This is a genomic window from Fusibacter bizertensis, from assembly GCF_029914245.1.
Classification (GTDB): domain Bacteria; phylum Bacillota; class Clostridia; order Peptostreptococcales; family Acidaminobacteraceae; genus Fusibacter_C; species Fusibacter_C bizertensis.
In genome coordinates, this window is sequence record NZ_JARYZI010000002.1 from 46,458 (window position 1) to 59,990 (window position 13,533).

12 protein-coding genes are annotated in these 13,533 nt (G+C 35.8%); all 12 read right to left on the minus strand.

The features are described 5' to 3' along the window. Positions 1-8 precede the first annotated feature (8 nt). The 12 genes from gap to QE109_RS03615 all read right to left on the minus strand — a co-directional run bounded on the left by gap (position 9) and on the right by QE109_RS03615 (position 13,532). On the minus strand, positions 9-1,067 hold the full coding sequence (gap, locus tag QE109_RS03560; protein ID WP_281093021.1) for a type I glyceraldehyde-3-phosphate dehydrogenase: 1,059 nt from the start codon (positions 1,065-1,067) through the stop codon (positions 9-11). A gap of 21 nt (positions 1,068-1,088) precedes the next feature. Next, positions 1,089-2,144 (minus strand): sugar-binding transcriptional regulator, encoded by a 1,056-nt coding sequence (locus QE109_RS03565; protein WP_281093022.1) that lies wholly within the window; start codon positions 2,142-2,144, stop codon positions 1,089-1,091. 312 nt (positions 2,145-2,456) lie between these two features. Beyond that, on the minus strand, positions 2,457-3,872 hold the full coding sequence (gene rpoN, locus QE109_RS03570) for an RNA polymerase factor sigma-54 (RefSeq protein WP_281093023.1): 1,416 nt from the start codon (positions 3,870-3,872) through the stop codon (positions 2,457-2,459). Between the two features lie 214 nt (positions 3,873-4,086). Next, on the minus strand, positions 4,087-5,052 hold the full coding sequence (locus QE109_RS03575; RefSeq protein WP_281093024.1) for an ABC transporter permease: 966 nt from the start codon (positions 5,050-5,052) through the stop codon (positions 4,087-4,089). Further along, positions 5,052-6,212, minus strand: coding sequence for an ABC transporter permease (locus QE109_RS03580; protein ID WP_281093025.1), 1,161 nt, complete (start codon positions 6,210-6,212; stop codon positions 5,052-5,054). The genes QE109_RS03575 and QE109_RS03580 overlap by 1 nt, the downstream gene beginning before the upstream one ends. Beyond that, positions 6,202-7,749 carry an ABC transporter ATP-binding protein gene (locus QE109_RS03585; protein WP_281093026.1) on the minus strand — a complete coding sequence of 516 codons (1,548 nt, stop codon included), beginning with the start codon at positions 7,747-7,749 and terminating at the stop codon, positions 6,202-6,204. Before QE109_RS03585 ends, QE109_RS03580 begins: the two co-directional genes overlap by 11 nt. A 271-nt stretch (positions 7,750-8,020) precedes the next feature. Next, on the minus strand, positions 8,021-9,157 hold the full coding sequence (locus QE109_RS03590; RefSeq protein ID WP_281093027.1) for a BMP family lipoprotein: 1,137 nt from the start codon (positions 9,155-9,157) through the stop codon (positions 8,021-8,023). 385 nt (positions 9,158-9,542) lie between these two features. After that, a complete protein-coding gene (gene trxA / locus QE109_RS03595) occupies positions 9,543-9,860 on the minus strand; it encodes a thioredoxin TrxA (RefSeq protein WP_281093028.1) in 318 nt (105 codons plus the stop codon). Positions 9,861-9,869: 9 nt separating this feature from the next. Next, positions 9,870-10,814, minus strand: a complete 945-nt coding sequence (gene trxB / locus QE109_RS03600) for a thioredoxin-disulfide reductase (RefSeq protein ID WP_281093029.1) — start codon at positions 10,812-10,814, stop codon at positions 9,870-9,872. Positions 10,815-10,823: 9 nt separating this feature from the next. Continuing rightward, on the minus strand, positions 10,824-12,476 hold the full coding sequence (locus tag QE109_RS03605; RefSeq protein ID WP_281093031.1) for a Na/Pi cotransporter family protein: 1,653 nt from the start codon (positions 12,474-12,476) through the stop codon (positions 10,824-10,826). Positions 12,477-12,591: 115 nt separating this feature from the next. After that, positions 12,592-13,062, minus strand: a complete 471-nt coding sequence (gene trmL, locus QE109_RS03610) for a tRNA (uridine(34)/cytosine(34)/5-carboxymethylaminomethyluridine(34)-2'-O)-methyltransferase TrmL (protein WP_281093360.1) — start codon at positions 13,060-13,062, stop codon at positions 12,592-12,594. A gap of 8 nt (positions 13,063-13,070) precedes the next feature. Next, complete coding sequence (locus QE109_RS03615; protein ID WP_281093032.1) at positions 13,071-13,532, minus strand: chemotaxis protein CheX; 462 nt, start codon at positions 13,530-13,532, stop codon at positions 13,071-13,073. Between the last annotated feature and the right edge of the window lies 1 nt (position 13,533).

Sequence of the window (13,533 nt, forward strand, 5' to 3'; positions counted from 1 at the left end):
AATATTACTTATTTGCTAGACATGAATTTCAATAAGTCAACAACTCTGTTTGAGTAGCCCCACTCATTGTCATACCAAGATACAAGTTTGAAGAATCTCTTCTCGCCTTTAAGGTTGTTTTGTACTGAAGCAAGTGAATCATAGATAGAAGATCTATTATCATGGATAAAGTCACTTGAAACAAGTTCTTCGTTAGCATATCCTAAGATACCTTTTAAATAAGTTTCAGAAGCTTTTTTAAGCAATGCATCGATTTCTTCGATTGAAGTATCTCTTGCAGCTGTAAAAGTAAGGTCAACTACAGAAACTGTAGGAGTAGGTACACGGAAAGACATACCAGTTAATTTACCTTTTGTTTCTGGTAAAACTTCGCCTACCGCTTTAGCAGCGCCAGTTGAAGATGGAATAATATTAATTGCAGCAGCTCTTCCGCCTCTCCAGTCTTTCTTAGAAGGACCATCAACAGTTTTTTGAGTTGCAGTATAAGAGTGGATAGTAGTCATAAGACCAGTTTCTACGCCGATACCTTCTTTAAGAAGTACGTGTACAAGTGGTGCAAGACAGTTAGTAGTACAAGAAGCATTAGAAACAACATTGTGCTCTTCAGCTACATATTCATGCTCATTAACGCCCATAACGATAGTTTTTACATCGCCTTTACCAGGAGCAGAAATGATAACTTTTTTAGCACCAGCAGCTAAGTGACCTTTTGCTGCTTCTGAATCTGTGAAAAGACCAGTTGCTTCGATTACATATTCAACGCCTAATTCTTTCCATGGAAGATCAGCAAGATTTCTTACCGCTTGGATACATTTTGTTTCTCTACCGTTAACAACTAAGATATCTTCTTCAGCAACTTCTGGGCTGCTTTTTTTAGTTGTAATTTCACCTTGGAATTTACCTTGTGTAGAATCATATTTTAACTGATATGCAAAATAATCAGCATCAGTTGCCATATCTACTACTGCTACTACGTCAAACTCTGTTCCTAGTAAACCTTGCTCAGCCATAGCGTTAAATACAAGTCTACCAATTCTACCAAAACCATTAATTGCGATTCTTTTCATCTCTTAATTCCTCCTTAAAATTTATAAAACCTCTTGGATTTTTTTAGCTGTTAGCTCGTCTGTAACTAAAACCAGATTGGGATTGAGTTTGCTGATCGCTATAATAGCCTCAGTTTTTTCAACGCCTCCCGCTACAGCAATAACATGCTTTAGTTTTTTGAATATATCTAAATCAATACCAATGGTACTGATTTCGTGAACGATTTCGCCATCCTTGTTAAAGTAATAGCCAAATGACTCTGCTACCGCTCCTTTTCCAAGGATATTATCAATTTCTTCTTGCTCGAGCACTCTACGATTTGCCATAACACTTGCCTGCCCTATTCCAAACAAGAGAACATCTAATTTAGTAATGTTTTCTAAAATTCGTTTGATATTAGGCTCATTCTTAAGTTCTTCTATAGAAGCTTGAGAAAGATTGTCTTGTGTATATAGCATTTGATATTTTGCACCGAGTTTGTTTGCGAGTCGCTCCGCTAAAGTGTTGGCTTGATACTCATTCTTGTTACCAAGTCCACCTCTTGCAGGTACAACCATGATATCTTGATTCTCAAAATGCACCCAATCACTCTTATACCCATTAATTACTTTTTCTATCGAAGAACCTCCAGTTAATCCAATAATCATTTTTTCTTCGATTAACGTACTCAAATACTTCGCTGCTTCGTAACCAATTTCGTTAAGAGATACTTGTTCATCTTGAATCCCAACTGAGCCTACAATCACTTTCTTAATTGCAAGTTTTTCAGCCAGTTCCTTTTCAAGTACATTGATTCCATTGATTTTATAGAACACACTTGTAAGTGCATCAAGTACTTCAAGTCCTTTTTGTGTCAATCGCATACCATCTGGAAAATAATCAATTAGATTGTTTTCCTTCAGAATATCACATTCACGTCTTACGACGCGCTCAGTGTAACCCATAGTTCCTGAGAGCATCCTTCTACCGACTGGTTGATTGAACTTGATGCTATTAAGTAAATTAAACCTTAATGGTAACAGTTCTTCCATCTCTGGAAACGCATACTTAAGAACAAATATTAAATTGTCTTGGTCTGTATTTCTTTTAGTTTCCATATCTCACCATCTATTCGGGATGTTTTTTAGCCAGTACTTATTTTTTTGTCCCATTTGGATTAAAAAAAATACCCACTTACAAATTTATTATACCACTCACTAAATGAATTACAAGGTGTTTTTGATAAAAATATTATTTTTTTGTCCCGCTTGGTCCAAAAACGTCCCTTGTACTTAACAAACCTTAACTTTATTGCAAAATCTAGATTGTTATTATTTTGATTGTTATTAATTTGACAAATAAAATATGAGTTCTAATACCAAAAATGACTTATACCAACCTCAAAATAAGGTAGCATAAGTCATCATAATTTAAAATCGTTTTCGTTTTGAAGAAGGCGGTATATTGAGTTCATCTCGATACTTGGCAACCGTTCTTCTTGAAATGTTAATTCCTGCTTTTACAAGTTCATCTGCTAAAAACTGATCGCTTAATGGTTTTTTGGTATCTTCTTTATCAATCATATCTTTCATAACAAGTTTGACACTCTCAGAAGACACACCTTCTCCACTTGCACCCTTAACACCACTTTGGAAAAAGTACTTAATTTCGAAAAGGCCGTTAGGACACTGCATATACTTCCCGTTAACAGCACGTGATACAGTGGATTCGTGCACTTCAATTTCATCAGCTATATCCTTTAAGTTAAGCGGTTTTAGATATAAAAGACCCTTTTCAAAGAAATCATACTGATATTCTACAATCGCCGTACAAACGCGATAGATCGTATTTCGTCTCTGTTCTATGCTTTTGATAATTCTAAGTGCGGATTGTAAGTTTTTCGATAAGTACTCATTCGTAAGTGAATCTCTTGAAAATTGACTCAGCATCTTTTTATAAAAACCATTTATTTGAAGGCGTGGAGATGCACTTTCATTTACAGTCACCACATACTCATCTTTTACTTTTTCTACATAAACATCAGGAATCACATACCTTACATCTCGCATAGAACTAAACGATCTGCCTGGTTTAGGTTCAAGTGTTTTGATATAATCGTAAGCCATTTGAATGCGCTCAGCGCTTTCACCTAGTTTTTTTGCAATAATCGCGAATTTTTTTTCTCCAAGTTCTACCAAGTGTTCTTTTACTAATGTTTCTTCTAAACTTTCTTCAAAACCTTGTTGGTAAAGTTGAATCAGCAAACACTCTTTAATATCTCTAGCGCCAACACCAGCAGGATCAAAAGTTTGAATCAACCTAACAATTTGTTCTATATCATCATGTGTACGATTAAAAAGCATCATCGCTTCTTCGTTTTTCATCTCTAAATAGCCGTTGTCATCGATGTTTTCTATCACATATTCACCGATCTTCACCACTTCATCTTCAAGTTTTGAAAATTTAAGCTGCATCAATAGATAATCTTTTAAATTTTCTTCGTCAGCAACAAAATTATCGTAATTTATATCAGAATCAGCAGTATAAGTAGAACCACTGATTGGTCTTGACTCATCAAAGTAGTTGACCATGTCTTCCCAATCAATCTCAGGTTTATCACCTTTATCAAGATCGTATTCAAATTCTTGTTCTACCTTCTCAGATATAGGTTCCTCATCGATATCTGTCGCTAGTTTTTCAAGTATTGGATTATTAAGTAGTTCTTCATTGATGAACTCGTTCAGTTCAATTGCATTAAATTGAAGAATTTCTATCGCTTGTTTCAACTCAGGAGTCATAATCAGTTTCTGAGTTTGAATTAAGTTTAAATTAAAGTTCATCTTCATAACTGATACCATCACATCCTAATCTTTTAAGTCTACTGGGAATAAGCGCGTTGCTCATAAAATTATATAAGAACAACAAAACATAATAACGTTATAATTATACCAAATTGTCGTCTAAATTGATAGTATTTAAAGGGATTAGTTGCATATCCGAGAAAAAAAGCTGATGCAATTTTTAGTAATGGCATCAGCTTAAACTAACTTGTTTTCTAGATTATCTTTTTGCTTTATCGTAAGGAATACCCTCTGCTTTAGGTGCTCTTGATTTCTTAGATGTAAAGGCAAGAACAACCATCGTTGCAACGTAAGGTAACATCTTATAGTAAGTCTGATTTATGCCCAAATCATTTAGGAATGGAATTAGGGCAATTGAGTATGCAAGTGTTCTCAAAAATGCGAAGAACAATGCAGCAAACAAAATTTTCATTGGTTTCCATTGTCCGAAGATCATTACTGCAAGTGCCAAGAAACCGAAACCAGCCACACCAGTATGACCACTGATATTACCATCTAATATACCAACCGAATAGAAGAAACCACCTATACCACCTAAGATTCCAGATAAACTAACGCCTGCATATCTCATGAAGTAAACGTTAATTCCCACTGAGTCAGCTGCTTGAGGATGCTCTCCACAAGCTCTTAATCTCAAACCAAATTTAGTTTTATAAAATATAATCACAGTTATGATCAACAAGATAAATCCTATGATTACAGTTAAATAAGTCTTTTGGAAAAACAGTTGTCCCAAAACAGGTATATCACCTAAAACAGGAATTTTGCGAATGAAAAATCCAACATTAGTAGTGATCCCATCACTGTTAAAAAACATCTTTGAAAAAAGCAATACAGCTGCTGGAATCATCATATTAAGTGAAGTTCCTGTAATTGTTTGATCCGCTTTCATAGTGACCGATGCAAATGACAATAACAATGAGTATACAAATCCTGCAACAGCAGCAACAACCATCCCAAGTAGCAAAATCACCTGTGGATTAATACCGCTAGATTGGATACTATACACAAAGAGTGCACCAAAGAACGCGCCAAAGAGCATGATTCCTTCTAGAGCAATATTGATGACACCACTTCTTTCACTAAACATACCTCCAAGTGCTACTAATAACAGAGGAACAGCTACAGGAAGCATATTTTGAATTAAATAAAATACTGTATCCATTATTTCGCCTCCTTAGTTTCACTGTTTGCATTTGGTAATACTGTGCCTTTTTTACCAAAACGCGTTTTGATAAACTTAGCTAAAGTAGAATTCATAATCATCGCAAAAGCAGAGAAATAAATAATTACAGCGATTACAACATCAATAATCTCAGGTTTAAATCCAACGAGGTTTGCAAGTGTACCACCACGCTGAATATGAGAGATGAACGTTGCAGAGAATATGATACCTAACGGATTTGAACTGCCAAGCAAAGCAACTGCAATACCGTTAAAACCATTTGCTGCGATAATATTTATTGGTTCATATGTCATACTACTACCTGCAATTGCCGAAGGTGCTAAAATAGCAAATGCACCACCTAGACCAGCTAGTCCTCCTGCAATCATCATTGTAACTACAATATTTCTTTTTCCTTTCATTCCAGCATAATCACTCGCATATTTATTATAGCCTGTCGCTTTAAGTTCATAACCAAATGTTGTTTTTTGCAAGACAATAAAAAGTATAATAGCTGTGATGATTGCAAAAATAATACCAAAGTTTACATTTGATCCTGCGATACCAAGCGAAGGAATTTGAACGCTTGATGGCAAATAATTTGTACATGATTTACTTGCGATGTACATTGTTGCATTGCTTTGTACCCACATATCAACAAAGTACATACCGATATAGTTAAACATAATTGACGTGATAACTTCATTTACATTAAGCGCAGCTTTAAAAATTCCAGGAATAAAGCCCCAAAGCATACCACCTATCATTCCTGCAAAGATTGCGACTACCCAATGTAGTCCTGTAGGCAAATCCCACATAAAGCCAACATACATCGCGAAAAACATACCCATTGTATATTGACCAGAGGCACCAATGTTGAATAAACCCATCTTAAATGCAAATCCAACTGCTAAACCTGTCATCATAATTGGAGTTGCAAAATAAAGCACATCTCCAAAGCGTCCAAGTCCACCAAAAATTACATATCTGAATCCAGCCATTGCTCTATCAGGATTTGCAAAGATCATAACTATAAAGCCGAAAATTAGACCGAGAACAATTGCTAAAAGTGCAGCTGTAAATGCTGAGAATCCCTTAGTTTTAGTAATCGCTTTCAAATCAAATCCCTTTTTTTGAGGTGATTTGTTATTATCCTGCATGGTTAGTCTCCTTTACTGTGTTACGTTTTGCACCAGACATATAAAGTCCTAATTCTTGAACAGTCGTGGTCTTTGGATCAAGCTCTCCTACGATCTCTCCTTCATACATTACTAGGATACGATCACTTACATTCATTACTTCATCAAGCTCAAGTGAAACTAAAAGTACACCTTTACCAGCATCACGTCTTTCAACAAGTTGTTTGTGGATATATTCTATAGCGCCAACATCTAGTCCCCTTGTTGGTTGAACTGCAACGAGAATCTCATGTTTTTTATCAATCTCACGCGCTATGATCGCTTTTTGTTGATTACCGCCTGACATACTTCTTACAACAGTTACTGGGCCCTGTCCACTTCTTACATCAAATCGTTTGATTAAACCTTCAGCATACTTTCTGACTTCATCAAATTTAATAAAACCTTTATTTTGAAAAGCTGGTTCCCAATAACGCTGTAACACTAAATTTTCTTCTAGTGAATATTCAAGAACAAGACCATGTTTATGTCTATCTTCTGGGATATGGCTCATACCCGCTACTGATCTTTCACGAATAGAAGATTTTGTAATATCTTTACCGCATAAAACAATTGAACCTTCACTCATTTTTTCTAGACCAGTTAAAGCAGATACAAACTCGGTTTGTCCATTGCCATCAATCCCTGCAAGACAAACAATCTCACCTGCTTTAACATCAAAAGATACATTTTTTACTGCGTTGTTTTTGTGAAGTTTAGATGGCACAGTAACATTTCTAACCGAAAGTACTACTTCGCCTTCTTTCATAGGTTTTTTATCAACGCTGAAACTAATATCACGTCCAACCATCATTTTGGATAGTTCTTCTTTATTAGTATCTTTAACGTTAACAGTCCCTATATATTTACCTTTTCTTAATACCGTACAACGATCTGCCACGTCCATAATTTCGTTCAGTTTGTGAGTTATAAACAAAATAGATTTTCCTTCTTCTGCAAATCCTCTCATGATTTTCAGAAGTTCCTTGATTTCCTGTGGTGTTAAAACAGCTGTCGGCTCATCAAAGATAAGGATTTCATTTTCTCTATAGAGCATCTTAAGTATCTCAACTCTTTGTTGCATTCCTACAGAGATGTCTTCAATCAATGCATCAGGATTAATCGAAAGTCCATATTTCTCACTGAGTTCTACTACCTTTTCTCTGGCTTCGCTTTTTTGGATAAAGCCCATTTTATTAGGTTCAACACCCAGAATAATATTTTCGAGAGCAGTAAAGATCTCTACTAATTTAAAGTGTTGATGTACCATACCGATTCCAAGCGTATTAGCATCATTAGGATTGTTGATTTTTACCACTTCTCCATTTTTTCTAATTTCACCTTTCTCAGCTTGGTACAGTCCAAAGAGCACACTCATGAGCGTTGATTTACCTGCACCATTTTCGCCTAGCAGCGCATGCACTTCACCTTTTTTCAGATTCAAGGTAATATTGTCGTTTGCAATAATACCAGGGAACTCTTTAGTTATATTTAGCATTTCAACAATATAATTTTCCACTTTGACCTCTTCTTTTCTAATAGAATTCTCACAACCGATGTTACATTGTCAATAATAAACAAACTTACGTCATTTGTATATGTTGAAATTTAACAATATTATTTTGACGTTAACTCCGGTAATAAGAAACTTCGGACATCGAACCCTCAGATTTTGCCACAAGCGAAATTGTGGCTTAATAAAAAAAATGGGGGAAACATAAGCCCCCCCCATCAATTACTTATACAAACCATAAGGCTTAAAGCTTTATGCTAGGTACTTAAAAATATAACTATCTTGTAGTTACAGAAACTTTAACAAGATTTAAAGCTGAAGTTAATTCTTCAGCAGTAGCAACACCACTAGCATCAGCAACTGTGATTGTTCTAAGTGGTTGAACGCTACCATCTGCTAATTTAGCGAAGATCGCATCATAAGCTGCTTTATCAAATGTAGTAAATCTGTCAAACGCATCTGCTTTATCGTCGCCGATTACAGCAGTTGGAAGACCAACACCATCATTTGAAGCGTTGAATACTGAAGTTTTACCTGCATAGTTAGCCCATCCATCATTGTAGATAGAATCTAAAACGCTAATAACTGATGCAGCAAGACCTTTTGTTGCAGAAGTGATAACTGTTTCGCTATCATATCTTTGGTCAACGTCAACGCCGATAACTTTTGTGCCTGACTCACTTGCAGCAGACATAACTGATTTACCAACAGAACCACCACAAGCGAAGATTACTTCTACGCCTTCTTGGTACATAGTTCTAGCAGTTGCTTTGTTAGTATCATTTTCTTCAAAGTTTCCAGTGTAGTGGTAAGTTACTTTTACTTCTCCATCAGCATAACCTAAATCTGCAGCAGCAGCTTCAGCACCTTGAAGGAATCCGTAACCAAAAGCTTGAACAGCAGGAACAGCCATACCACCCATGAAACCTAAGTTTTTCATACCATCAGTTACTGCTGCATAACCAGCAAGGTAGCCTGATTGCTCTTCAGCATAAAGTACGCTTGCTACATTACCTTTAGTTTCAAAAGTAGAGTAATCAGCAGTATGAGGTGTACCATCTAGTAAGATGAATTTTACATCTGGGTATTTTGTTTGTGCTTCGTAGATTGGAACCTCAAATAAGAATCCAGGAGTTACTACGATTTTAGCGCCACCAGTTACAGCTAAATCAATTGCAGCTAAGTAGCCAGCATCTGAAGCTTCTTCTGGTTTGATGTACGTATGAGAAATTTTGTTTTCTTCAGCATATGCTTTTACGCCTTCCCATGCGCCTTGGTTAAATGATTTGTCATCAATATTTCCTTTGTCTGTGATCAAAGCGATTTCATAAGTACCATCATCAGCTTTCGCACCACAACCTACCATACTCAATACAAGAATGAGTGATAGTACAATCAATAATACTTTTTTCATTGTAAAACCTCCACTAATAAATTCATTCGACTTGCGTCTTCGAAATAATTATATCGTTATCCACTTCAAATTACAACAATAATTCGTATTGAAGCAATTTAAAAATACTCAAAAATTGAGTCTTTTACAAATACAAGGCTAATCGCTTTTGTATATAGTTAATTAATAATTTTTTCTCGAAATTTTCACGAAACTTTAACGAAATTACTATGTTAATAAAACACCAATTTATCGAATCAATCTGTCATAAACTTGCAACACTTATGTAGCAAGTTTACAAAAAGTATAACAAGCGTGTCTGAATATTCAAGCACTAGTCATTTGTATTGTTGAGTATATATAAATTTAACTATATGACTTATATTTAAAAAATATAAATCAACATTTATAAATATTGACTAATTAACGCTTTTATTCCAGTCACATTGGCTGTATCTTTTGTACATTCACCCATTCTTACACCATCTTTATATAGTACAACAGTAGGTAGGCCTAAGACACGTTGACTAATTGAAAGTCTTCTTTCTTGAGATGTATTAAGTTTACCAAAAGTGACTTGACCTTCATAGTCATCTGCTAGTGATTCAAACTCGGGCATAAGTGCTTTGCATGGTTCACAACCTTCACCCCAGAAATCTACCAATACGAGTCCAGATGATTTAAGAACCTCAGCTTCAAAGTTTTCCTTGTCCAATATTAACATTTCTTCCTCCTAATCCGCTAATGCGTCTACATATTTTTCAGCTTGAACGGCTGCAATTGCACCATCAGCTGTTGCTGTCACAACTTGTCTAAGCGATTTTACTCTTATATCACCCGCTGCAAAAACACCAGGAATTTCAGTAAGCATTTGAGCATCGGTGATAATATATCCAGACTGGTCTAGCTTTACGAGGTCTCTGACAAGTCCTGTTTCTGGAATATATCCCACAAAAACGAAGATCCCCATCAAACCGTCATTCGGATCAGCCATGATCTCTTTTGTTTCACCTGTTAGATAATTTTCAAGTTCAACACCTTGCACCATACCTTCACCAACAATTCTTTTGGCACCTGAATTATAAATAAATTCTATTTTAGGGTTTTTAGTTGCCTTTTCAACAATTGATTTAGCCGCTCTAAACGCATCACGTCTATGAACAATGGTAACTTTTTTTGCAAACTTCGTAATAAACATCGCTTCCTCAAGCGCTGTATCGCCACCACCAAATACAAAAACCTCTAAATCAGTGAAAAACTCAGCATCACATGTAGCGCAATATGATACACCTTTACCTGTAAGTTCTTTTTCACCTGGCACTTTTAAAAGTCTCGGTCTTGCGCCCATTGCAAGGATCACTGACTTGGCTTTTAAGTCGCCTTTATTTGTAACAATGGTTTTTATAGTACCATCGAGCTTAAGCTCAGTCACTTCTGCTCTCATTCTCTCAGCACCGAATTCTTCTGCCTGCTCAACCATACGTGCAACTAAAGAAGGACCTGTGGCATCTTTAATCGAACCTGGATAATTTGCAACTTCCTCAGTTCCCGATATCTGACCACCGGTTTTATCTTTTTCTAAAATCAAAGTTGACATTTTTGCTCTTGCTGCATAAAGACCAGCAGATAAACCAGCTGGACCCGATCCAATGATGATTACATCATAAATCTTCTCCATAAATTCCTCCTAATGTTCTGATACGTCAAGTACAGCCAATGCTATATTTGATGAATGATCCGAAATTCTCTCAAGGTTACTCAGCATGTCTAAGAATATAATCCCCGAGCTCGTTTCACATCTTCCCTCATTGAGCCTTGAAATGTGTTTTTTACGAAGTGTTTTTTCCATCTCATCAACGACACCTTCAATTTCAATCACCTTTTGTGCTTTATATCGATTTTCTTCTTTCATAGCTTCAAGTGACAACTCATAAGCTTCAAAGACCTTAGAAACCATATCGTCTAGTTCTAGTACTGCTTTATCTGAAAAATGTACATTATTATCTATCTTGTAAAGCGCAAGTTCAGCAATATTATCTGCATGATCTCCAACTCTCTCAATATCATTAATCGTACTAAATAAGCCATCTAGTATCTTACGATCATCATTATCAATTGCTGTATTAGAAAGTTTAATTAGATATTCACTGATTTCCCGTTCTAATACATTGATTGTTTTTTCAATTTTAAATGTCCTGTCTATGCCCTTTTGGTCATTGTTTTTAAGAGCACCAATAGCACTATCCAGCGACATCTTTGCCAAGTTACCCATATGAAGCACTTCTTTTACCACTTGTCCAAGTGCTATTGTAGGGGTTTCAAGAATTCTCTCATCAAGGTATTTTACTCCAAAAGTAGTTGCTTCTTTTTCCTCTTGTGTAATAGGAATAAGCATATTTACACTCTTAACAAGTAACCCTGCAAATGGCAATAAGATCAATGTATTTAACACATTAAAAAATGTATGTGCATTAGCCAGTTGTCTTGCAGGATCATCACCCATTGACGTTACGATATTAATTGTAAGTTTAGAGAAGAATGCAAAGAATATCAATGTTCCAAGTAAATTGAACAATAAATGCATCACTGCTGCTCGTTTTGCTGTTCTATTAGCACTTATTGATGACAATAAAGCTGTAACACACGTTCCAACATTTGTACCTAATAGCATAGGGAAAGCCGCCTCAATTGGCAGTGCTCCAGTACTTGCAAGTGCAACCATTATACCAGTAGTTGCAGATGAACTTTGTACAACAGCAGTTACCATAAGACCCAGTAAGAAACCTTTAAATGCACCCCATAATGTACCTGCACCGATAGATTGAATCATCGTTACAAATCCCTCGTATTCACGAAGTGGCTTAAGTGCATCTTTCATAAGTTCCATTCCTAGAAAGAGGATACCAAATCCCAAGATAATCTCACCTAGAATAATACGTTTATTCTTCTTTGAAAACAATTTGATACCGACACCTACCGCTATTGCAATTGGCGCAAGCATCGTTAAATCTATCGAGACGAGTTGAGCTGTTATAGTGGTACCTATATTGGCTCCCATGATAACACCAATCGCTTGTGTCAAGTTCATGATACCCGCATTAACAAAACCAACAACCATAACAGTCGTTGCTGAAGAACTCTGAACAATAACAGTGACCAAGGCGCCCATCAATACACCTTTGAAAACATTCCCAGATAATTTCTCAATGATCTTTTCCAGCTTATTACCTGCTGATTTCTCTAGACCTTCGCTCATAACGGTCATACCGTAGAGAAACAAACCCAGACCACCTAATAATGGCATAACAATCGCCAAAATTGCATCTGTTGAAAAACTCATATTACTCTCCTTAACATGCTTTTATTTTCTTTATTGATCTCTCTATTCTATCTATATGCGATTTAATTCGCAAAAAAAACACTACATCGACTTCGGTGCAGTGTTTAGTTTTACACTATTTTAAATCAAAAAAATCATTTTGTCTTAAAGCTTCATATAAAATAATTGCGACTGAATTAGACAAATTCAAACTTCTTAAGTGCTCATTTTTTCTCATAGGAATCTTAAAACGCGATTCCTTATAATTTTCATGAATATATGCGGGTAATCCTGAAGTTTCTCTTCCAAAGATAATAAAAGCATTTTCATCAAAATGGGTCTCATCATAGTATTTCGTAGCTTTTGTAGTTGCAAAATACAATTTCTCATCTCCATACTTTGAAAAAAAAGCATGTTCGTCTTCATGAATTTCGAGATCAAGGTACTCCCAATAATCGAGTCCGGCACGCTTAAGATGTTTATCATCCAGTGAAAATCCAAGAGGTTTTATCAGATGCAACTTGGTACCTGTTATTGCACAGCTTCTTGCAATATTCCCTGTATTTGGCGGAATTTCAGGTTGATACAATACTATATTAATCATTATATTCTCCGTTATTTTTTTATGCCGATATCAAACTCTATTTCTCCAAGTGCAGACACCAATGGTACACAAAGGGTTTCCATACCAGCAGAAGAAATTTCTATTGCAGTCCCTTTAACAAGAGATGGTGGTGTTATGTCAATTTTTGCGCCTAAGTTAAACAATAAAGTAGCAGAGTTGCCCATGATCATATTGCCAAGTTCAGAAAGTGCACTTTTTGCCATTTCATCAATTTCATTGACAGGCATTCCCATCATCATTCCAGAAGCTACTGCTTTTGCCATCTCTTCAGAAAGACTAAATACTGCTTGACCTTTAATATCGCCAGTTATTCCTAATATAATTACTAGTTCCCTCGTCGGAAACGGATTACTTCGAACGTATGGTTTGCCAACACTAAATTTATCAGTCACAAAATTATTCAATACTTCAGTTGATGCTTTAATAAATGCATTGATATATTCTACTTTCACC